Origin of the sequence: Sulfitobacter sp., assembly GCF_036961165.1 — a bacterium.
Lineage (GTDB): Bacteria > Pseudomonadota > Alphaproteobacteria > Rhodobacterales > Rhodobacteraceae > Sulfitobacter.
The window spans coordinates 1-21,091 of record NZ_JBALVJ010000049.1 but is presented as its reverse complement, the minus strand read 5'-3'; the positions used below and the strand labels follow the sequence as shown (position 1 = coordinate 21,091).

Sequence of the window (21,091 nt, the reverse complement as noted above, 5' to 3'; positions counted from 1 at the left end):
GCAGGCAGCCGCTTCAGTGCCACCGCCTCAGATATCGAAAAAGATGGTCTCGTCCGGCCCTTGCAGACGAATATCAAACCGATAGTTTCCCGTGCCGGTCTTTTTAGCCAGCAAAGTCGGGATGCGGTTTTGGTGCTCGATCCGGCTCAGGATCGGATCAGCAGCGTTCGCATCCGGCTCGTCTTCGAAATATATGCGGGTCTGCAAACCGACGTTGATACCCCGCGCAACGACCCATGCCGTGATGTGCGGCGCCTGCATGCGTCCGTCCGGAAACGGCACTGCGCCGGGTTTGACCGTGTCGAATGTAAACTCACCCGTGGTCATGTCACCCGGCGAGCGGCCCCAGCCCGTGAAGTTCGGATCAGCCTTCCCGCGTGTCTCATTGGCGGACGGAAATAGGCCCGCGGCATCAGGCTGCCAGATTTCGATCATCGCATCGCGCAAAGGCGTGCCGGTCCCGTCATTGACGATCCCCTTGATCGTGATCTCTTGCCCCTGCACCGGCCCCGTCTTCATCGACGCGCCCAAATCCCCGCCATAGATGTCGATACCGGTAAAATTCGGCGTGCATCCGATATGCACGTAAGGCCCCGCTGTCTGGCTGGGGCTTTCGTTAAGATACTCAAGTTTCTGTACCATGATCAAAGACCCTCTTTGCGGTTCTCGAAGTAAGTCTGGCGCTGGCCGCGCAGCACGATGTCGAATTTGAACGCACGGCTGTCCATCGGAACAGTGCGGTGCATATCAAGCGCCGCTGTCAAAGCGTCCACGGCGTCTTGGGATTTAAGCACACCGACGATCGGGCAAAGCTTGATGTGGGGATCGCCCTCGAAATACATCTGTGTGATCAAGCGCTGTGCAAAACCATGTCCGAAAACCGAAAAGTGGATATGCGCCGGACGCCAATCATTCATGCCATTTGGCCAAGGATACGGCCCCGGCTGAATTGTGCGAAACTCGTATGAGCCGTCCTCGGCTGTGATGGTGCGTCCGCAGCCGCCAAAGTTCGGATCAAGCGCGGCCTGATACGCTTCTTTCTTATGGCGATAGCGTCCGCCCGCGTTGGCCTGCCAGAATTCCAGCAAGGCTCCAGGCAAACTGCGCCCCATCTCATCCAACACGCGGCCGTGCACAATGATGCGCGGACCGATCGCACTTTGACCTGCTTGGGCGTAATTCAGGATCAGATCGTTATCGAGCTCTCCAATCAGGTTGTGTCCGAAAACGGGAGAGGTTTCCTCGCTCAAGGTGGTTGGAAACGACAGCAAAGCCGCTTGCGGGCTGCGTTTGATGCTGGTCTTGTAGGTGGGCGTCAAAGCATCGGGCTGCCAGTCACGGTCACGCGGCACAAAACCGCCAGTTTGCTTGATCAGGCTCATAGCACCACTCCAAGTTCCCGGTACGTTTCTTTTGCCAGCTTAATCGCATGGTTCGCTTTTGGCACGCCTGCATAGACAGCCACATGCATGAAAGCTTGCAAAATGTCTTCAGGACTGGCCCCAGTGTTGTGGCTGGCCCTAATATGCATCGGGATTTCTTCGAAATTACCGGTGGCGGCCAGCAGGGCAAGTGTCAGCATTGAGCGCTCACGCCGCGAGATCGTGTCATCAGCCCAAAGCGTACCCCAAGCCCCTTCGGCAATCATCGTCTGGAAAGGTGCATCGAAATCGGATTTGTTGGCTTCGGCGCGATCTACATGGGCATCACCCAACACTTCGCGCCGAACGGCCATGCCAGCGTCAAAACGGTTAGACATGTGATTGCTCCTTTAGAATTGGGCATAGAATTGCAGGGCATTTCTTCGAGGACCAAGGCGTAAGAGAAAAATACTGCATCAGTACGACAACCCGACGTAGTTCTCAGCCATCGCCTGCTGCGCAGCTTTGTTCGACCTAAGGAATTCCAGCTCGGCGATCTGCATCTTCAGATCGAACTCCGACTGGTCTGGATAGCGGTGCATCAACGATGAGAACCACCACGAGAACCGCTCGGCTTTCCAAACACGGCTCAAAGCTTTCTCCGAATAGCTATCAATACCCGCTGCGGAGCCGCTCTCATAGAACTCACGCAATCCGTTATAGAGGTAATGCACATCGGAGGCCGCTGTATTGAGACCCTTGGCGCCGGTCGGCGGCACGATATGCGCAGCATCCCCGCACAGGAACAATCGCCCCCAGCGCATGGGTTCAGTCACGAAAGACCGCAGCGGTGCGATAGATTTCTCGATGGATGGGCCGGTGACCAGCTTGTCTGCCTGATCCTTCGGTATGCGGCGTTTGAGTTCCTCCCAGAACGCTTCGTCGGTCCAGTCGCTTGGACTATCACTAAGCGAGCACTGGATGTAGTAGCGGCTGAGCTTTTCATTGCGCATGGAGCACAGGGCGAAACCGCGTTTTGAATTCGCGTAGATCAGCTCGTGGTTCACGGGGGGGGTCTCGCTCAGGATACCAAGCCAGCCGAACGGATAGACTTTCTCATATTCGCGGCGCACAACCAGCGGGATGGTTTGTCGGCTGACACCGTGAAACCCGTCACACCCTGCAACAAAATCACACTCAATCTGCCGTGCTTCGCCGTTCACCGTGTATGTAACATGTGGTGTGTCCGTGTTCGCGCTATGAATGACAACCCCCCCGACATTGAATTCAATTTTACCACCGGCCTTTTCACGCGCCGTATATAGATCACGAGTCACTTCGGTCTGGCCGTAGACCATCACTGGCGTGCCAGTATGCTCGGAAAAATCGATGCGGAACATCTCGTCACCGTAAGAAATCAGCGTCCCGTCATGGGTAAAGCCCTCTGCGTGCATCCTGTCGGCGCAACCTGCTTCCTCCATGAGCTTGACCAACCCCTGCTCCAAAACACCTGCGCGGATGCGGCCCAAGACATAGTCTTTTGTTTTGCGCTCAAGAACCACGCTGTCGATGCCACGCGTATGCAGAAGCTGCGACAGCAAAAGTCCGGCCGGCCCGCCGCCAATGATGGCTACTTGTGTCTTCATGGGTTCCTCCACAGATGTTGTGGCAATGTTAGTATACATTATGATGCATTAAAAATGACATATTCGACAGATTAGGTGCCTAAATGGAAAGCAATAGACTTCGCCAGATTAAGATGCGCCACCTGTCCGCCTTTGTTGAGACGGTGCGTTGCGGCAGTCTAAAGGCGGCATCCGAGCGTATAAACCTAACCCAACCTGCGATCTCGAAAACGCTCAAGGACCTTGAGACGATCTTGGGCGCGACCCTGCTGCACAGGGACCGTGGCGGCATTGAGTTGACCCGTGAGGGGGCCGTTTTCCAGCAATTCGCCGAACAGGGGCTGGCCGCGTTAAGCCATGGGCTGTCAAGCCTTGATGCCTTATCTGCGGGCACCGCGACCCCCTTGCGCATCGGCGCGTTGCCAAGCGTGGCAGCCGATCTGCTACCCGACGTCATCCTTCGATTTGCTGATCTATCGCCCGCCACGCCAGTCACCGTTGAAGACGGGCGTATCGGCGATCTTGTGGGCCGCCTGCGGTCCGGTGACCTTGACCTTGTTGTCGGGCGCATGGGCAGGCCGAGACGATGGCAGGGCTGTCGTTCACCCAGCTCTACTCAGAACAAGTGATCTTTGCCGCAGCACCCGACCATCCGCTCGCGCACGAAAGCACGCTCGACGCGTTGCGGGGGTTCCGCATTCTTTATCCCCCTAAAGGTGCCGCGATCAGACCGCTGGTGGACCGGTTCCTCATTTCTCATGGTATCGGCGATTGGGCTAACCGGATTGAAACCGTGTCAGGTGCTTTCGGGCGCGCGATGACGTTGGGTCCTGCCCAAGCGATCTGGATCATCAGCCACGGAGTTGTTGCACGCGACATAGACGCCGGCAGCATTATCCGCCTGCCAATTGACACAAGCACCATGGCCGGCCCCGTGGGGATCATGGCGCGCTCCGAAGAGGACCCAACGCCCACAATCCGCCTATTCCGCCAAGCATTGCTCGAAGCCAAAAGGTCCATTGCCGATTCCTGAAGGCGCCCCGAATGCGACCCTAGGCCCAGCGCCTAGTCAATCGAAGTCCCCGCTGTCAGCCGACTGATTGAATCCACCAAAGCCGTACGGTCGATACCGAAGTGACGGTAGAGATCCTGTATCGATCCGGTTTGACCGAAATGCTCTACCCCGTGGGCAATGGTGCGATGCCCCGCGACAGATCCAAGCCACGCAAGAGTGGCGGGATGTCCATCCAGAACGGTGACAAGGTTACAGGATGATGGGAGTGGTGAGAGCAGCGCCTCGATATGACTGATGGCATCACGGTTGCCACGCGCCTGCTCGCGTTGTGCCGCTGTCCAGCCAGCGTTCAGTCGGTCAGCCGAGGTGACGGCCAGCACGCCAACGTCACGCCGGTGCGGACCAACCAGACCAGCGGCCGCGATTGCCTCTTCGGCCACGGCGCCCTGATACGCAATCACCACGCTGCAATTCGGACCCGGTTTACGCAGCCAGTACGCTCCGTCAATCGCGCCCTGCCGAAAGGCTTCGTCCGCACGGGTTCCCGGCTGCTCCATGGGTTTTGTCGTGAGCCTCAGATAAACAGACCCGCCAGTTTCATCGCGAAGCCACGTCCGCTCATCCGGGTCGCCTGCCCCGTCACGCTGCAGATAGTCAAAGGCCCACTCCATGATGACGGCCAATTCATCGGCAAAGGCCGGCTCGAACGAGGCAAGCCCGTCTTGGGCCATGCCAGTAAGGGGCGTACCGATCGACTGGTGCGCGCCGCCTTCAGGGGCCAGCGTGACACCTGACGGCGTGCCGACAATTATAAATCGCGCATCCTGATAACACGCGTAGTTTAAGGCATCAAGACCGCGGTGAATGAACGGATCATAAACAGTACCAATCGGGATCAACCGCTTACCCCACAGCTGATGCGACAGGCCTGCCGCGCCAAGCAGCAGAAAGAGGTTCATCTCGGCGATGCCTAGCTCGATATGCTGGCCCTGCGGCGTGAACTCCCACTTCGCGGTGGACGGAATACGGTGTTCGATAAAGGCGTCGGCCTGCGCACGGCGCGCGAATAGCTTGCGGCGGTTGACCCATGCGCCAAGGCTGGTCGTTCCGGTGACATCTGGTGAAGTCGTGACGATACGCTGCGCCAGATCGCTTTGACCCTTCGCAAGATCGTCCAGAATTCTGCCGAACGCCGTCTGCGTTGAAATCTCACGGTCCGTGCTGAACCTCATCGCTGGCACATCAAGATGGGCATCATCATAACGTCTGGGTGATTTGGCAAAAAACGGAACCTCTGCCAAGAACTCGCGCAAATCATCGGGGGCGGCGACAGTTGCGAACGGCTCCCACTCCTCACCCTTTGCTACGCCCATGTTCGCCTGCCAGTCAGCGAACTGTGCCTTAGTCATCAAGCCGCCGTGGTTGTCTTTGTGTCCGGCAATCGGCGTGCCCCAGCCCTTGATCGTGTAGGCAATGAAACATGTCGGGCGGTCATGCTCAATACGGGCAAAAGTATCCGCCATCGTCTCAACGCAATTGCCGCCAAGGTTCTCCATCAGGGCAGCAAGCGCACTGTCCGAGCGGCGGCCAATCAGCGCGCTCACATCACCCTGATCACCCAGATCATCCATCAGACGTTTGCGCCAGACCACCCCGCCCATATAGGTCAGCGCCGAATATTGCGCGTTTGGACATTCATCAATCCAGTCACGTAGACGCGTGCCCCCGGGCTCCTCAAAGGCGGCGCGTTGCAGAGCACCGTATTTGACCCGCACGATGTCCCACCCGAACGCATTGAAGATTTTTTCGACCCGCTCGAACAATCCTTCGCGCACGATGCCGTCTAGCGACTGGCGGTTATAATCGATGATCCACCAACAATTGCGCAGGTCGTTTTTCCAACCTTCTTGCAAGGCCTCATAAATATTGCCTTCGTCCAGCTCCGCATCGCCAACCAACGCCACCATTCGCCCCTGCGGCGCATCAGCGCCCCAAGATTTTGCGGTGATGTAATCCTGAACCAATGAGGCAAACGAAGTGATCGCCACGCCAAGCCCGACCGAGCCAGTGGAAAAATCGACATCGTCGATATCTTTTGTGCGGCTCGGGTAGCTTTGCACGCCGCCAAGACCGCGGAAATTCTCCATCTTTTCGCGCGTCTGGTTACCCATGAGGTACTGGATCGCGTGAAAGATGGGGGAGGCATGGGGTTTGACCGCGACACGGTCTTCGGGCCGAAGCGTAGAGAAATAGAGCGCGGTCATAATTGACACCATCGACGCCGACGAAGCCTGATGTCCGCCAACCTTGATCCCGTCCGCTTTGGAGCGCAGGTGGTTGGCATTGTGGATCATCCAGTGCGACAGCCAAAGCAGGCGCTGCTCAATGGTCTTGAGGTGTTGTTGTTTCGTGGTCATTCGGGCCTCCCAGTTCACTGCATGCATACAGCACCACCAAAGGTGTTTGGGGCTAAATTGCTTGCGTTCTTCGGGCGATTGCGCAGATATCTCGCGCATGGACGCACCTAAGCGAAGGAAACCAGCGCCGATGTCAGATACCTTGGACGATGCCGATAGAAAGATTCTACACGAACTTCAGAATGACGCCCGCCTGACCCATCAGGAACTGAGCGAGCGGATCGGCCTGTCCCCCTCGCCCTGCGCGCGCCGCATCCGCAGGCTCGAGGAAGTCGGATACATCAAGGGCTACAGCGCACGCATCGACGAGGCGAAGCTGGGATTTGCCTTCAACGTCTTTATCTCGGTCAGGCTTGACCGGCAGATTGACGACCGTCTCGTCATGTTTGAACGCGAAGTGCGTCTGTGCCCGCAGATCGTGGATTGCTGGCTGATGACTGGCAGCTTTGATTATCTTTTGCGTGTGGCGGTCCGCGACCTTGAAGAGTTCGAGCATTTTCTGACGGGGCGGTTGACGAAACTTCCTGGCGTAGCCTCGCTTGAATCTTCGATCCCAATCCGGCGCGTCAAATGCCTGCCTGCGCGGTTGGCATAAGCGGTGGCAAATCCATGAAAAACGGCTGGTGTCATGGAAGCTTCACGCAGTCGTAACCTGCGTGTGACCTCGCACCTTTCTATCGGGGCCTGTCATTATTAATGGAGACAGCCATGACCACCCGATTGCTTTCAACCCTTGCCATGCTCGCACTGGCCGCCCCGGCAAACGCTCAAGAGACATTTTCTGCGACATTGGCCGGTCACGCCTAATTGCCGGCGATGAGTCTTGTTGCGCCGCCGAACGATGCGCCCGTTGATGCACGGATCAGCGGTAAGTTCACAGGCACCGTCCGCGACGCCAAGCCGATGTCAGTGCCGGGCAACACTGGCGGTCTGCATGGAAAACGCCTGACGGGTATCAGCCTGCCATTTATCGGCCAACCACTGCAGGGCTTTTTCGGCTTCGCGATGGTGCGCGCCGAGGATAGGTCCGTCTATGTGCTGACCGACAACGGCTTTGGTTCAAAAGCCAACAGCCCTGACACGATGCTGTTCTTCAGCCGTATGATGGCGAATTTCGACACAGGCGCGGTGGACATCAAAGAAACCGTATTCTTGCATGATCCTGCTTTCAAAGTTCCGTTCCGCATTTCATGGGAAGCAACCGAAAGCCGCTATCTGACCGGTTCCGACTTTGATCTCGAAAGCATCCAGCGTGTGGGTGATACCATCTGGATCGGTGACGAATTCGGCCCTTACCTGATCGAAGCTGATCTGGATGGACGGGTGAAAGGTGTGTATCCGACCATGCTTGACGGTCGGCAGTTGAAAGGCTCCGACACCCCCGGCATTTCTGCGACTTCCGTTATCGGCACAGATTGGACCGTACCACGTTCCGGCGGGTATGAGGGCATGGCGCTGCAACCCGGCACTGGTCTGCTTTGGGCAATGCTGGAAAAGCCTCTGCTTGCCGCAAGTGGCGAGGATTTCCTGCGGGTAATGGCCTTCGATCCGGCTGCCCGTTCATGGATAGGCGCAAGCTTTAAGTTCAAGCTGGCCGAAGGAGCCACGACGATTGGCGACTTCAACTTCATCGACGAGACACGCGCGCTGGTGATTGAGCGTGACAATGGTGAAGGTGAGCCTAGCCTCAAATGCGCCGGTGATCCGCAGCCAAATTGCTTCCCAAATCCTGCGATGGTCAAACACGTCGTTCTCATCGACACAGCCAGCGTTGACGCGGACGGTTACGTGCGCCGTATCGGTGAAATTGATCTGATGAACATCGCTGACCCCGAAGGACGTGCCCGCATCTCAACAGATGGTGGTGAAGACGGTCGGTTCAGCCTGCCCTTTTTCACCATCGAAGACGTGATGCGCGTTGACGACACTCACATCATGGTGGCCGTGGACAACAACCTGCCTTTCTCGTCGGGCCGCAAGCTGGACGCAGCAGCAGATAACGAGGTTGTCCTGCTCAGTGTGCCGGAAATGCTGGCCGCGAAGTAAGCGCTAACGTTGATTTACAAACAGAACGTCCTGCCGCAGCAGCGGTGGGGCGTTTTTGCGAAACCGACATGTGCCATGCGGTGACCTTGGCTGTGTGGAACGCCGCGACACAAATGCCGATCCGAAGAACCTAACCCAGTTGCGACAAAGGGTCCTGCAATCTGCTGTTGAATGTTTCCCACCATAGGCAAATGGTTAGGGAATGAAGCCAAAAATCCTAACAACGCTGAAGACCTATGACCGGCAGCAGTTTGTCGGTGACGTGGCTGCGGGTATCACCGTGGCGATGGTCGCGCTACCCTTGAGCCTTGCCATCGCCATCGCGTCAGGCGCGGGGCCGGAAAAAGGATTGGTGACGGCGATCGTGGCTGGCCTCATGATTTCGCTTTTCGGGGGCAGTCGCGTGCAAATCGGGGGGCCAACGGGGGCGTTCATCGTCGTTGTTTTCGGGGTCATCCAACAGCACGGGTATGACGGGCTGGTCCTTGCCACGTTTATGGCGGGCATCATCATGCTCGTCGCAGGGTATCTACGCGCCGGAAGTTTGGTCGCCTATGTGCCCGAACCGGTCATCAACGGATTTACCATCGGCATCGGTGTGATCATCGCGACAAGTCAACTCAAAGACCTGTTCGGATTGTCGATAACAGAGGTTCCGGCGGAATTCATTGGCAAGATGGAGGCGCTTTGGCATGCGCGTGATACGCTTAGTGTCTTTGCCCTCGGGATCGGCCTTGGCACAATGGTGCTTATCGTATTCCTACGGCGTCTAGCACCCAAGTTTCCGGGGCTGATTGTTGCCGTGGGTCTAACCTCTGCCATTGTAGCCATTGCAGTGCTGCCGGTCGACACTATCTTTTCGCGGTTCGGCACCTTGCCAAGCGCACTGCCATTTCCCAAACTGCCCGAGATTACCCTTGCACGCCTGATCGAGCTGCTTCCTTCGGCCGTTGTCATCGCCTTTTTGGCGAGCATTGAGTCGCTGCTGTCCGCGATGGTCGCAGACCGTATGATTTGAGGGCATCACCGGCCCAACGCAGAAGTATTCGCCCAAGGTTTGGCCAATATCGGGTTGTCTCTTTTTGGAGGGCTGCCAGCGACGGGCGCAATTGCGCGCACCGCTACCAACGTGCGTGCACGTGGGAAAACGCCGGTTGCGGGTGTGGTTCATGCGCTGACCATCTTGCTCGTCATGCTGCTGGTAGCGCCTCTTGCCGGATATCTCGCGATGCCGGCCCTTGCCGGTCTGTTGATCCTCACAGCTTGGAATATGAGCGAACCGCACAAATGGTGGGGCTATATGCAAACGCAGATTTCGGATCGCGTCCTGCTATTGCTGACGTTGGTCCTGACTGTGTTCGCTGATCTCACCATTGCGATCGTGGTTGGTGTCTCTCTTGGGCTTGCCTTGCGGTTGCGGCGGCAAAACGCAGCGGTGGAGAACGATTGGACACCTCCGGATCGCTGACGTTCCCGTGCCTCGACATCACCTGTTTGGCTAGGCCAATGCCGGCATCCGCCCAACCCCACTTGGAGATCGCATTGCCAAGCCGAAAGCCTCAGCCACATCCTCCACCAGACATTTAAAGTGTTCGAGGATGCAGCAGAGTCTTAAGCGAGATCAGCCCGCCAGACCGGATTGGACCACGCGCGTTTGCCCGCGCTGTCGATCACCGCCACCCGCAGCCAGTCGCTGTTCTTAAACCGCTCCAGTGCGATCTTGGTCGAAGTCATTGATGCACCATGAACCGCAACTGCGGCTGATCCCTTGCCTTGCACGATCACGCTTTGAGCGGCAGAGCTTTGCACTTTCACATGATCGTCGTCCCACCGGATACCGCGCAGCTCCGGCCCGGTTGTGCTGTAATGATGACCCGCTTTTAGAGCTTCCTGCAGCGCTTCCGGCGTGTTCTGCTTGGCCTTTACCATGACCCATCCGCCGAAATGATCTGGTTCCGAGAAATGCGCGTCATCGGTAGCACATAGCGTGAGCTTACGCCCCTCTGAGAGCAACTGATCCAGCGTGTAAAACCCGTGCGGGCGGTCACATCCCGAGGCGCATCCGTGATTGTAGACCTCAACCGCATGCGCCGCTTCAATGGTGCGCGCGTCTGCCGTTGTAAGGCCCGACCATTCGGGATGGGCGATGGCAACAAAAGCCCCTGCTGCGCGGGCGCGAGCGGCAAGTACCGCACCTGCTTCCTGATCTCGGTGTGCGTGAAAATCCGGCGCATTAGGCCGCTCGAAATCCACTGGCAGGCCAACCGCAAGGATATGCCACAACTCACCGTTCTCCATCGCTCCTGAATGCAGCTCAGCCCCGAGGATGGTCGTAAAATCCGCGTCTCTAAATGCCCGTGTATCAGTGATGGGATAGTCATAGCGACCGACAAGTGGTCCGTCAGTGCAATGAAATCATAGCCTTCAGCCTTATAGCGCCGACATACCTCATCAGGATCAAGGACGCCGTCGGAGCGGTTTGAATGGGTATGTAGATTGCCGCGCCAAAAGGTCCCCGGCAGGGAAAAAATGTCAGTATACATGAAACACCCCGTGAATTTTCATGTTCTTATGACGTAATTATGTGAAGCTGCTGTGACAAACCGCAGGGAAACAGAATGAGCGATCAGAAAAAACTCGGGGCGCTTTTGACCGCGCAGGATTGGACTGCCGCAGAGCGTCTCTTGCGCCGTTTGGCCAAGGGTAAGGCCCCGCCGCCCGAGGTGTTCTACAACCTTGCCAAAGTTCTGGAGGCCGCGGGCAAGCCCGATCAGATGGCGGTCTGGCTCAAACGCGCGGTGGCCGCAAACCCGCGATATGCCGTGGCGTGGTTTGAGTTGGGGCGCGTTGCCCTTGGCGCCGGAGACTTGGAAGAGGCGTATGTGGCTTTCCAGCACGCCGTTAACCTTAAGAGCAACGATGCAGATGCACGCCGCAATCTGGGGCGCATCGCGATGCGGTTGGGGAAATGGGTCAGGCCGCAACCTGCTTTGCGGACCAGCCAGATGTCGAGGCGCAGATCGCTCGCTACCGCATCAGCGCGGAAAATGGGGTACCTGACAAGATCCTGCGCGCCGCGCTTCTGCAGGATTGTTCATGCGTCCCGACATACTCAAGATGCTGACACGCACGGCGAAAGGGTCACTTCCCTTGCAACTGCCCTAAGCCAATGCCGCGCATCAAGGCGAATAGCAAAGGCTCAGCGGCGAAACGACTTGCGATAATGCCCGGGTGTTCGAGCGATATCTTCCTGCACAGTACGGCTGTGCATAACCTGTGCCGGTGACATCGCCGCTATCTCTAGCTCTATCCCCTTCTGGACCGGCACTGCCTGCGCGGCCGGAGTACCCTTGCGGAAAACGCCTTCAAAATCCGGTTTTAGCAGTGCAGGGAAATGGACATAGCCATCCTTGAACCCGTCACAATCGACCACCCCGCCCAAGGTGGTGAAGGGCAGATCCGGGTATCCCTGCGGGTGAATAAACATCAACGACCACGAGGGCGGTGTTTCAAGCGTCCAGTAGTTGACGAATTTCAGAATGAGCTCACACCAATCGGCGCGCGGCTGATGTTGGCATCCGGCAGGATCGGAGGCAACCAATCCCATGACACGGCTCCCCCCTGGATAATGATATCAGTCGGACAAAGGATCAGCACACCAAGGCGCATCATATCAATGATCGGCGGGCAGTATTTGAGCGATCGTACCGCAGCACTACCCAGCGTTTCTGCCTCCACTTCTGACGGCATTGTCGCCATCCATGTCGGCAGCGCCTTGGATGCGGGAACAGGCTTTGGAAGCAACGGTTCAAGCAGGGGATGGCATCGTGCGGTGATTTTCATGACAGAGAATTAGCGTAGTTCGCGGCGTGCGACAGCAGCATGCGCAAGTGCTGCCGCCACTGTGATGAGGGCGATCACCGTACCGACCGCATTGATCACCGGAGGGTGGCCATTAGGGTTGCGGCTCATCGCGCCGATCTCGGTCGCGAAGGTGCAGGCACCGCCTTTGGCGAACGTGGTGGTGTTGTAGTTCTAGATCGAAGACAGCAGCGCAATCACGGCAGTCGAGGCAAGCGCCGGCAGCAGGAGTGGCAGCGTGATCCGGCGAAAGACATGGAATGGCGACGCCCCCAGATCAAGCGCAGCTTCCTCAAATTCAATCGGTTGCCGCTGCAGGCGCGCCATCAGGATCAGCAGCGGATACCCCGCCACAAATGTCACCTGCGCCATCATGATTGTGAACAACCCGGCACCAACGCCAAGCCGCCCCAGAACACCAGCGCCGATAGCCCCAGGATGATGCCCGGCGCCAACATCGGTGACAACAGCACCCACCACAGAGGCCCGTTCGCACGACTATGCCAGCGGGTCAGCAAGACAGCGCCAGACAGACCCAACAATAGCGACAGCGGCACCACAACGGCAGCCACCTGCAGCGAGCCTCCAAAGCAGGCGACAAAGCGGTCACGGTCCAATGCGCGCAGAACCGGATCAGCGCGAATGTCGGCCTCGGACATCCAGAAGAACGCGTACCACTTCCCAGTAAATCCGCGCCAACCCATCACCGACGGCGGCGAAACATCGTTAAAGGATGTGATGATCATCAAGATCAACGGCGCGAACATGAAGGCGAAAAAGACCCACATATAGCCAGTCAGGATGCGCTGTGATGTCATTGTACCCTCGCAAAGTCTTTGAGGCGTGTGCGCATGGCCGACATAAACATCGCCACGATCACAAAACAGATCAACGTGTAGGCAAAGCTGTAGGCCGCCCATGAAGCATCGCTTTACGCCTGCGCTTCGGCAGAACGCGGGATCAATGCCAGCTTGCTGATCGCGGCAAAACTGCCAAAGCCAAGCTGCGAAGCGTTGGCCTCTTCCTCTTGTAGCCGCGTGTAGAGCTGCGCCGCGATCGCCTCAATTTGACGGGCTAACTCGATCTGGTCATCGAGAAGAGCATCCGCCGCGACGCTAAGGTCGGGCAAATTAAAGAGTTGGTTAAGAAAAACTTGGTCACCGTCTTCACGCGCCATCAGTTGGTGGGTGGTCGCACGGTCGCATTGCAGAATATACGGGCGCGCGGCGGATGCATTCAAAGTGGGCGAAGCCATCCGCGACATCGTGGGAATGACCAGCCCGCCGTTATCCGCCGGTGCCTCAGCCGATAGCGCATACTGACCCAAAATGCCCACACAAGTGGCTGCATCACGTTCAAGCGCGCCTGCAACCGAACTATCAAGCTGGTGCGCAGGCTTGGTCATTGCCTCTTCGAGCATGGCCAGTTGCGGCAGGATGATCAGCACCAGCCCCCACGCCAGCAAAGAAGACTGCCTTTAGGCCTTTGCCAAAGCTTCGGATCAAATCGCTCATTGCGCTGCAATGTCCTGTCCGTTGCGTGCGACAGGGCCAAGCGGTAGGATCGTCGCCATTTCTGGCGCAAAGCCAACCTGCATCTCTGCCCTGATCTGACCCGTGTTCGGCACGTACATCGCCACCTCGGCGCCCGTCTCAGATGCCATCAGCAAGTTCACGAACGGCCCTTCCAGATCGCGGCGCAGCACGCGCGCCGACAGCATGTTGTTCGCTGGTTCAAGGCCCATGTTCTCGGGCCGCACAAACAGTATGGCCTCTCCACCTTTGGCGAAACTCGTTGGGTTTCCCCCCAGAAAGCGGCCATGTGGTGTGACAATATGGGCCATGCCTCCGTCTACCGCGTCGATCCGCCCAACAAGCTGATTAGCCTCCCCTACAAAGGACGCCGAAAAGGCCGAGGCCGGGTTGGAATAGATCTGATCTGCGGTACCGGCCTCCTCAATGCGTCCCGCATTCATGACAGCAATCCCGTCCGACATGGTCAATGCCTCAACCTGATCGTGGGTGATGTAGATGAAGTGACGCCAGTCTTTTTTTGAATACTGCGCAGCTCCGCGCGCATGTGTTGGCGCAACTTGAGATCCAGTGCCGACAACGGCTCATCCAACAAAAGCACTGAAGGATCCACAGCCAAAGCGCGCGCAATCGCCACCCGCTATCTTTGACCGCCCGACAACTCACCCGGCTTTTTGCCGACCTGATCGGATAGCGCCACCAGATGCAAAAATGCTTCAGCCTTGCCGCGTCGATCTCGTTTGGACACGCCCAGCGCCTCAAGCCCGAAAGTCACATTTTCCCAAACTGGCATCAACGGAAACAGGGCGAGGTTCTGAAAGATCAACGCGGTCTCTCGCTCACCCGCTTCGACCACCAGATTGGAGCGATGCACAACCTTAAAGCCGTTTGGGTAAATGACCTCTAGCTAGTCGAGCGTAACTGATTTTCTGCGCATTATGTCCCCGCACCACCAAAAAGCGGCCCCGGTCCTGCCGGGGCCGCTTTTTGTCATTTTTTGCCCGATCAGGTGTTGGTCATGATCTCGACGAACTCGTTGCACACGGGCGCAAAGAACGGCGTATCCGCCTGCCACCACCACATGTTGCCAAGAGCTTCAGCCGTGTAGACTTCGTTGAACTGCTTTTTATACTCGTCCGAAGCGAATTCTGCAGCGCCTGCAACAGCTGAGTTATATCCAGTGTTATTTGAGAACATGCCGCCAGTTTCAGGCTTGAGCATGAAATTCATAAAGGCCACTGCTTGCTCGGGGTTCTCGGATTGCTTGAGCATCCCGAAGCTGTCGAGCCATGTGATGATGCCCTCTTCGGGCGCCCGGTAAAGGAAGTCTGGATTGTCACGGTTCAACAAAAGGCCCGTGGTGTCCCATGTCTGGCCGATGATCGCGCCAGCCTCAGTAAACGCCGATGACGCTTCGGTCGCGTTGTTCCAGAAAGCGCCAAAGTTCTCTTTGCGCTCAAGGATCCACTGGGTGATTGCCCCCAGACGCCGCGCGCGTCCTCTTCGGATTTGTAGACATCCAGCATACGGTTGGACGGAACTTCGCCGGTGGCGTCCAGATAAAGGCCGGTGCCCATGATCACGGATTCTGGCGGAACGCCGCTTTGCCCTTGGCGGCATCCGCCCACAGATCGCCGTAAAACACCTGCCCGTCGACGGGCATCTTTTCCTTGTTGTAGGTCACGCATTCTGTGCCCCAGTCGAAGGGCTGCAGAACCTGTTCGCCCTTGATCACACCGCCTAAGGACGCGCTGTCGCGCAGGAAGGACGCGATCACGTTGCCAGTGTTCACGTCAGCAGGCACCGGCGGAAAGTAGCTGTCGCCGTTGTCATCAAGATATCCGGCAGAGTTGGTGATGGACGGGAATACGATATCGAACCCCATGCCGCCTATTGGCGCGGATCGTGCTTTCGGCTTCGTCGTTGGAGCCGAATGTGGTGAGTTCCCGCTTGATGACGCTTTCATTCTCGAATGCCTCTGCGATGTTCGGCTGGATGCAATCACCCCAAACCAGCACTTTGACGTTGCCCGATGAGGCAAGCGCATTGCTGGCGTTTAGGACCATCGGTGCGGCCAAGCCGGCTGCGGAAAGCTTCAGAACGGAACGACGGTTGAATGACATGGTATCCCCAAAGAATTTCCAGGCCCAGATTGGGCTGGGGTCCTCGGATCATCTGAAGGTCGCAGGCAAACTTCAGATTTATGAATGCTTTTGTGACCGCCGCAGGTGGCTTTACGTCACATCGAAATTGTCTGACTGCGCTTGATCTCACGCAAGACTACATTGGTTTGCGCGCTTGCCACAGCAGGCAGATTGAACAGGAAATCTTCAAGGAACAAATTGTAAGCAGCGATGTCGCGGCACAAAACGCGCATGTAATAGTCTGCCTGCCCCGTCGTTGCATAACACTCCTGCACTTCTGGGCGCGCTTCGACTGCCGCGACAAAACCGGCAAGATGTTCGGGGTTGTGACGGGTCAATTGCACATGCACCAGCGCCTGAAACGTGAACCCGACCCCTTCGGCCGATATCTCTGCGCGATACCTTTTGATGATGCCCTCATCCTCGAAAACACGAATCCGCCGCCAACACGCTGAGGCCGACATGCCGACCTGTTCCGCAAGTTCAGCGTTGGACAAACGGCAGTCAGTTTGCAGAAGTGACAGAATACGTCTGTCTCGCGCATCAAGCTGCATCCGGTTACCCTTTCCACAATATTGAATATTTGTGGTTATTATTTCCGATTCACACGGATCTATATGAAATTTAGATCAGGAATTCCACAATAACCCGATAGAATGGCGAAAATACATTGGATGGCCGCCATGACTGACGAATCTCACCACTTCCAGACCTACGAATTGTCCGACCGCTACACGATCACGCAAGGTCGTGTATTCTTGACCGGAACGCAGGCATTGGTCCGGATCATGCTGGATCAGGCGCGGCGCGACAGGTTGGCGGGACTGAACACGGCGGGCTTTATCTCTGGTTACCGCGGCTCACCCTTGGGCGGTCTTGATCTGGAGTTGTGGCGCGCGGGCCCCGAGGTCGAAAAACACAACATCACTTTCATGCCTGCGGTGAACGAAGATTTGGGCGCCACTGCAGTTCTGGGTGCCCAGCAGGCCGTGCTTGATCCCGATGCCAAGGTCGAGGGCGTGTTTTCGATGTGGTACGGCAAAGGCCCGGGCGTTGACCGCTCCGGCGATGCGCTGCGACACGGGAATGCCTATGGATCGGCCCCCAAAGGCGGGGTTTTGGTGGTGGCTGGCGACGACCACGGCTGCGTGTCTTCCTCAATGCCGCATCAATCGGATGTCGCGTTCATGACGTGGTTTATGCCAACGCTGAACCCTGCGGATGTCTCCGAATATCTGGCATTTGGTGAATACGGCATCGCCCTTAGCCGATTTTCAGGCACGTGGGTCGGGTTCAAGGCAATCTCGGAGACTGTAGAGAGCGGCAGGTCTGTGGACTTGTTGGCGGATCGCAGCTTCGTATTTCCGCACATTGAAGTCCCCCTTGGCGGCCTGCACATTCGCAGCTCTGACCTGCCCAGCCCCGAGATCGAAACCCGCATGGAATATAAGCTCGACGCAGTCGAAGCCTTTGTCGAAGCAAACCCGATTGACCGGCGTATTTATGACATGGAAGATGCGGCTTTCGGCATCGTGACCACAGGCAAGGGTCACCTTGATCTGATGGAGGCGCTGCGCCTTTTGGGCCTTGATGAAGCGGCCTCTCGCAGGTTGGGTATCGACATTTACAAGGTGGGCATGGTCTGGCCATTGGCCCGCCGCGATGCTTTGGCCTTTGTACGCGGCAAGCGCGAGGTACTGGTCATCGAAGAAAAACGCGGCATCATCGAAAGCCAGCTCAAGGAATACTTCTATGACTGGCCAGGAGACAAACCTCACACGATGGTGGGCAAGCACCGCACAGCAGGCGACCCGCTGCTGCCGTGGACAGGAGAGCTGAGCCCGCTGAAGCTTATTCCCGTACTGGCCGAGCGTTTGGACGCCTTCTTTCCCGAAGAGAAACTTGCGCAAAAAGCCCGCGCGTTGACCGAAAAGCCGCCTGTCCTTCTCAATGTCCCCGGCGTGGTGCGCACGCCCTATTTCTGTTCAGGCTGCCCCCACAACACCTCAACGAAAGTCCCAGAAGGCAGCAAAGCTGCATCCGGCATCGGGTGTCATGTGATGGCCAGCTGGATGGACCGCGAAACCGTTGGCTATGCGCAGATGGGTGGCGAAGGCGTGCCCAACGTTGCTGTGTCAAAGTTCAACGGCGGGAAGCACATCTTCCAGAACCTTGGCGAAGGGACGTGGTATCACTCCGGCTCACTCGCCATACGGCAGGCTGTCGCGGCGAAGTCGAACATCACCTACAAAATCCTGTATAATGATGCGGTTGCCATGACCGGCGGACAGCCTGTTGACGGCCCGATCAGCGTTACCGGCATCGCCCAAATCTGCCGCGCCGAAGGTGTCGATCGCATCGCGTTGGTCTCTGACGATATCGGCAAATTCCGGCGTGCTGATTTTCCTGCGCATACCAGCTTTCACCCCCGTGAAGAGATGGATGCCATCCAGCGCGAGCTGCGAGACGTGCCCGGTGTGACGGTCCTGATCTACGAGCAAACCTGCGCCACCGAAAAACGGCGGCGTCGCAAACGCGGTAAGATGGAGGACCCCAAGCGGTTTGCCTTTATCAACCCAGCCGTCTGCGAAGGCTGCGGCGACTGCTCAGTCGAAAGCAACTGCCTGAGCATCGAACCGCTGGAAACGGAATTCGGCCGCAAGCGGAAGGTGAACCTGTCGACCTGCAACAAGGATTTCTCCTGCCTCAACGGGTTTTGCCCCAGCTTCGTGACCGTTGAAGGGGCCGTGCGCAGTAAGAAAGCCGGTGCGACTGTTGACCTGCCCGCCCTCCTTGTAGCGGTTCCAGCCCCGCCGTTGCCGCAGCTAGACGCGCCATTCGATCTGCTGGTCACTGGCGTCGGCGGCACGGGTGTTGTGACGGTTGGTGCTTTGGTCACGATGGCTGCGCATCTGGAGGGTAAGGGCGCGACCGTCCTCGACTTTACCGGATTTTCCCAGAAGTTCGGCACGGTGCTGAGTTATGTGCGCATAGGCGCTTCCCCCGAGGCCATCAATCAGGTTCGCATTGATGCTGGCGCGGCTGATGCGGTGATCGGGTGTGACGCCGTGGTGTCGTCAGCCCCGCGCGCGTCGCTCCATTATCGCAAAGGCGCGCCGGTGGTTTTGAACACTGCGGAAATGCCAACAGGTGATCTGGTTCTGCACCGTGATGCCCGCCTGAACATCGACCAACGCGAAGCTGCCATTCGCCAGATCGTCGGCGACGATTTTGTCTGGAGCCTTAATGCAAATGCCCTTGCCGAACAGCTTTTAGGGGATAGCGTTTTCGCGAACATCATTCTGTTGGGCTATGCGTGGCAAAAGGGGCTGGTTCCGGTCAGCGAAATCGCTTTGAAACAGGCCATAACGCTGAATGCCGTTGCGATTGAGAATAATGCGCGCGCGTTTGATTTCGGCCGGATACTTGCCACCAATCCGCAAGCGTTGATCCCAAAAGAGACCCCTACCTCGACACCTTCTCTTGAGGCGTTGACCGCGCGACATTCTGCCTTTCTGACAGAATATGAAGACGCGGCTTACGCGTACCGATATGAAAAAACTATGGCGCGTTTCCATGCCGCTTTGCCACAAGATCATGCCGACGATCTATCCCTGGTCGCTGCAAAATCGCTGTTCAAACTGATGGCTGTCAAAGACGAATTCGAAGTGGCCCGACTACACGTCCAGCCCGAATTCGCTGCGATGCTTGAAGAGGAATTCGAACCTGGCTTTAAGATCAACTATCATATGGCCCCACCCCTGCTATCGCGGCGTCTGGACGCACGTGGCCGCCCGACAAAGCGCAGCTTTGGTCCGTGGCTGACCCATGCGCTTCGGGGTCTTGCCCATATGAAATTCCTGCGTGGCACAGCGTTTGATCTTTTCGGATATACAGGAGAACGGAAAGAGGAAACGGCGCTGATTGCATGGTTTGAAGGCATCTTGTCCGTGCTACCCCCGCTTGTGAACCCGCAGACCATGAGAGACGCCTGCAGCGTTCTCGTAGCGCCGCTTGAGTTCCGAGGGTACGGCCCCGTCAAGGAGGATGCCGTGCGGAAATACAAACCCGCCGCAGATGCCTTGATGACAAAGCTGGGAGAGACGATCCAAGCCACCACCTGATCCTTGAGCGCACGTTAGTCTATCCAAAAGGACGGATTTGCCTTAAGTTGCACACGCAGCGACAAGGGGGCCCGTTTGAAAGAACATCAGGACGAACGTTCACTTAAGTTGGTGGAAATGATCTACCGCGCCGCGCTTGATCCACAGGACTATGACGGCTTCATGGCCAGCTGGAACGGCTGGATAGATGCCCGAATGACCGGGCTGGACAAGCTTAGGATGAGTGATCCGGCGATGTCATCGCCGGAGATTGCCGCACACTTCGAATTGGCACTACGATTGCTCGAACGTATTGGTGAACCTGCGGAGAACACGCCAAGTGCAGGCCCGCGCTTACTGGTGCATCCGTCCGGTCAAATTCTGTGGCAGAACGCGGCGGCGGACCGGAGTTTCGGCAGCCAACGACAAAGCAAGGTGCTGGAGCACCAGATGTCGGACACGCATAGAGGCGCACTTGAACTCTTCCTAAAGGCTCTTGGAGAAGAGGAGAGCCCAAATCCGGTTGTCATCCAGATAATGCCGACGGACAGCACCCGCGCTATCGCTTTTAGGCTAGAAGCCATGCGCCGCGTCCCGACCGAGACGGTAGCGTTATTATCGGCACTTGCCCCACCGTGGCTATCGGCCACAGACAGGTTGTTGGCAGACACACATGGGCTGAGCGAAAGCGAATGTGCAATTTGTGCGCTGCTTGCCGATGGTATGGCGCCTGCAGCGATCGCCCAGCAACGCTGGCACTTCTGTAGGGACAGTGCGTACGCAGATAAAAAGCATCCAGTCAAAAACACAAACCAACTCCCAGACCGAGCTTGCTTCCCATCTCCACATCATGCAGCGCATGGCCGAAACGCTGCCCTCTCCCGAGCCTGCGCGCGCTTACGCTGCCGATCGGTGGACGGCTGGTGGTCTTCTGAAGTGGTCCTGCTTTTTAGGACAGTTTTGCGGTTTGGCTAAGATGCATCTGGT

Annotated in this window: 23 protein-coding genes and 2 pseudogenes; 8 read left to right on the top strand and 17 right to left on the bottom strand. The window is 57.3% G+C overall.

The window, feature by feature from the left end; translation table 11 throughout:
• Positions 1 to 27 precede the first annotated feature (27 nt).
• The 4 genes from pcaG to pobA all read right to left on the bottom strand — a co-directional run bounded on the left by pcaG (position 28) and on the right by pobA (position 3,007).
• Entirely contained in the window at positions 28 to 642 is a 615-nt protein-coding gene (gene pcaG / locus V7730_RS16705; RefSeq protein WP_335748732.1) for a protocatechuate 3,4-dioxygenase subunit alpha, read from the bottom strand.
• 2 nt (positions 643 to 644) lie between these two features.
• Positions 645 to 1,382, bottom strand: a complete 738-nt coding sequence (pcaH, locus tag V7730_RS16700) for a protocatechuate 3,4-dioxygenase subunit beta (RefSeq protein ID WP_335748731.1) — start codon at positions 1,380 to 1,382, stop codon at positions 645 to 647.
• Positions 1,379 to 1,759: a 4-carboxymuconolactone decarboxylase gene (gene pcaC / locus V7730_RS16695; RefSeq protein ID WP_335748730.1), complete on the bottom strand. Its 381-nt coding sequence runs from the start codon at positions 1,757 to 1,759 to the stop codon at positions 1,379 to 1,381. Before pcaC ends, pcaH begins: the two co-directional genes overlap by 4 nt.
• A gap of 78 nt (positions 1,760 to 1,837) precedes the next feature.
• Positions 1,838 to 3,007 (bottom strand): 4-hydroxybenzoate 3-monooxygenase, encoded by a 1,170-nt coding sequence (gene pobA / locus V7730_RS16690; RefSeq protein ID WP_335748729.1) that lies wholly within the window; start codon positions 3,005 to 3,007, stop codon positions 1,838 to 1,840.
• An 83-nt stretch (positions 3,008 to 3,090) separates the two neighbouring features.
• Between pobA and V7730_RS16685 the strand changes: the two genes are divergently transcribed.
• Both V7730_RS16685 and V7730_RS16680 read left to right on the top strand, forming a co-directional pair.
• The gene (locus V7730_RS16685) at positions 3,091 to 3,615 is read left to right on the top strand and encodes a LysR family transcriptional regulator (protein WP_335748728.1); all 525 of its coding nucleotides are present in this window, start codon (positions 3,091 to 3,093) and stop codon (positions 3,613 to 3,615) included.
• Positions 3,573 to 4,019 (top strand): LysR substrate-binding domain-containing protein, encoded by a 447-nt coding sequence (locus tag V7730_RS16680; protein WP_335748727.1) that lies wholly within the window; start codon positions 3,573 to 3,575, stop codon positions 4,017 to 4,019. The genes V7730_RS16685 and V7730_RS16680 overlap by 43 nt, the downstream gene beginning before the upstream one ends.
• A gap of 32 nt (positions 4,020 to 4,051) precedes the next feature.
• Here the strand turns inward: V7730_RS16680 and V7730_RS16675 are convergent, their stop codons facing one another.
• Positions 4,052 to 6,418, bottom strand: a complete 2,367-nt coding sequence (locus tag V7730_RS16675) for a 1-deoxy-D-xylulose-5-phosphate synthase N-terminal domain-containing protein (RefSeq protein ID WP_335748726.1) — start codon at positions 6,416 to 6,418, stop codon at positions 4,052 to 4,054.
• 130 nt (positions 6,419 to 6,548) lie between these two features.
• Here V7730_RS16675 and V7730_RS16670 point away from each other — a divergent pair, with 130 nt between their 5' ends.
• The 3 genes and pseudogenes from V7730_RS16670 to V7730_RS16660 all read left to right on the top strand — a co-directional run bounded on the left by V7730_RS16670 (position 6,549) and on the right by V7730_RS16660 (position 9,932).
• Positions 6,549 to 7,013 (top strand): Lrp/AsnC family transcriptional regulator, encoded by a 465-nt coding sequence (locus tag V7730_RS16670; RefSeq protein ID WP_335748725.1) that lies wholly within the window; start codon positions 6,549 to 6,551, stop codon positions 7,011 to 7,013.
• Positions 7,014 to 7,234: 221 nt separating this feature from the next.
• Positions 7,235 to 8,464, top strand: a complete 1,230-nt coding sequence (locus tag V7730_RS16665; protein ID WP_335748724.1) for an esterase-like activity of phytase family protein — start codon at positions 7,235 to 7,237, stop codon at positions 8,462 to 8,464.
• Between the two features lie 202 nt (positions 8,465 to 8,666).
• Positions 8,667 to 9,932, top strand: a pseudogene (locus V7730_RS16660) (SulP family inorganic anion transporter).
• Between the two features lie 143 nt (positions 9,933 to 10,075).
• On the opposite strand, the pseudogene V7730_RS16655 reads toward V7730_RS16660, so the two are convergent.
• Positions 10,076 to 11,007 (bottom strand): annotated as a pseudogene (locus V7730_RS16655) (PHP domain-containing protein).
• Positions 11,008 to 11,082: 75 nt separating this feature from the next.
• On the opposite strand from V7730_RS16655, the gene V7730_RS16650 reads away from it, so the two are divergent.
• On the top strand, positions 11,083 to 11,688 hold the full coding sequence (locus V7730_RS16650) for a tetratricopeptide repeat protein (protein WP_335748723.1): 606 nt from the start codon (positions 11,083 to 11,085) through the stop codon (positions 11,686 to 11,688).
• On the opposite strand, the gene V7730_RS16645 is transcribed toward V7730_RS16650, so the two are convergent.
• The 11 genes from V7730_RS16645 to V7730_RS16595 all read right to left on the bottom strand — a co-directional run bounded on the left by V7730_RS16645 (position 11,664) and on the right by V7730_RS16595 (position 16,555).
• Entirely contained in the window at positions 11,664 to 12,071 is a 408-nt protein-coding gene (locus V7730_RS16645; protein ID WP_335748722.1) for a hypothetical protein, read from the bottom strand. The two genes, V7730_RS16650 and V7730_RS16645, sit on opposite strands and share 25 nt — an antisense overlap.
• A complete protein-coding gene (locus tag V7730_RS16640; protein WP_335748721.1) occupies positions 11,999 to 12,214 on the bottom strand; it encodes a hypothetical protein in 216 nt (71 codons plus the stop codon). Before V7730_RS16640 ends, V7730_RS16645 begins: the two co-directional genes overlap by 73 nt.
• Before the next feature lie 285 nt (positions 12,215 to 12,499).
• Positions 12,500 to 12,712 (bottom strand): ABC transporter permease subunit, encoded by a 213-nt coding sequence (locus tag V7730_RS16635; protein ID WP_335748720.1) that lies wholly within the window; start codon positions 12,710 to 12,712, stop codon positions 12,500 to 12,502.
• Positions 12,697 to 13,143 (bottom strand): ABC transporter permease, encoded by a 447-nt coding sequence (locus tag V7730_RS16630; RefSeq protein WP_335748719.1) that lies wholly within the window; start codon positions 13,141 to 13,143, stop codon positions 12,697 to 12,699. The genes V7730_RS16635 and V7730_RS16630 overlap by 16 nt, the downstream gene beginning before the upstream one ends.
• Positions 13,144 to 13,256: 113 nt before the next feature.
• Positions 13,257 to 13,790: a hypothetical protein gene (locus V7730_RS16625; protein WP_335748718.1), complete on the bottom strand. Its 534-nt coding sequence runs from the start codon at positions 13,788 to 13,790 to the stop codon at positions 13,257 to 13,259.
• 45 nt (positions 13,791 to 13,835) lie between these two features.
• Positions 13,836 to 14,321 (bottom strand): TOBE domain-containing protein, encoded by a 486-nt coding sequence (locus tag V7730_RS16620; RefSeq protein ID WP_335748717.1) that lies wholly within the window; start codon positions 14,319 to 14,321, stop codon positions 13,836 to 13,838.
• 176 nt (positions 14,322 to 14,497) lie between these two features.
• Complete coding sequence (locus V7730_RS16615) at positions 14,498 to 14,731, bottom strand: hypothetical protein (RefSeq protein ID WP_335748716.1); 234 nt, start codon at positions 14,729 to 14,731, stop codon at positions 14,498 to 14,500.
• Positions 14,732 to 14,862: 131 nt separating this feature from the next.
• Positions 14,863 to 15,477: an extracellular solute-binding protein gene (locus V7730_RS16610; protein WP_335748715.1), complete on the bottom strand. Its 615-nt coding sequence runs from the start codon at positions 15,475 to 15,477 to the stop codon at positions 14,863 to 14,865.
• Positions 15,437 to 15,742 carry a hypothetical protein gene (locus tag V7730_RS16605; protein WP_335748714.1) on the bottom strand — a complete coding sequence of 102 codons (306 nt, stop codon included), beginning with the start codon at positions 15,740 to 15,742 and terminating at the stop codon, positions 15,437 to 15,439. Before V7730_RS16605 ends, V7730_RS16610 begins: the two co-directional genes overlap by 41 nt.
• Positions 15,690 to 15,980, bottom strand: a complete 291-nt coding sequence (locus V7730_RS16600) for a hypothetical protein (RefSeq protein ID WP_335748713.1) — start codon at positions 15,978 to 15,980, stop codon at positions 15,690 to 15,692. Before V7730_RS16600 ends, V7730_RS16605 begins: the two co-directional genes overlap by 53 nt.
• A 116-nt stretch (positions 15,981 to 16,096) precedes the next feature.
• Positions 16,097 to 16,555, bottom strand: a complete 459-nt coding sequence (locus V7730_RS16595; RefSeq protein WP_335748712.1) for an Lrp/AsnC family transcriptional regulator — start codon at positions 16,553 to 16,555, stop codon at positions 16,097 to 16,099.
• Between the two features lie 129 nt (positions 16,556 to 16,684).
• Here V7730_RS16595 and V7730_RS16590 point away from each other — a divergent pair, with 129 nt between their 5' ends.
• Both V7730_RS16590 and V7730_RS16585 read left to right on the top strand, forming a co-directional pair.
• On the top strand, positions 16,685 to 20,125 hold the full coding sequence (locus V7730_RS16590) for an indolepyruvate ferredoxin oxidoreductase family protein (protein WP_335748711.1): 3,441 nt from the start codon (positions 16,685 to 16,687) through the stop codon (positions 20,123 to 20,125).
• A 75-nt stretch (positions 20,126 to 20,200) separates the two neighbouring features.
• Positions 20,201 to 21,079 carry a hypothetical protein gene (locus V7730_RS16585; protein ID WP_335748710.1) on the top strand — a complete coding sequence of 293 codons (879 nt, stop codon included), beginning with the start codon at positions 20,201 to 20,203 and terminating at the stop codon, positions 21,077 to 21,079.
• Positions 21,080 to 21,091: the final 12 nt, after the last annotated feature.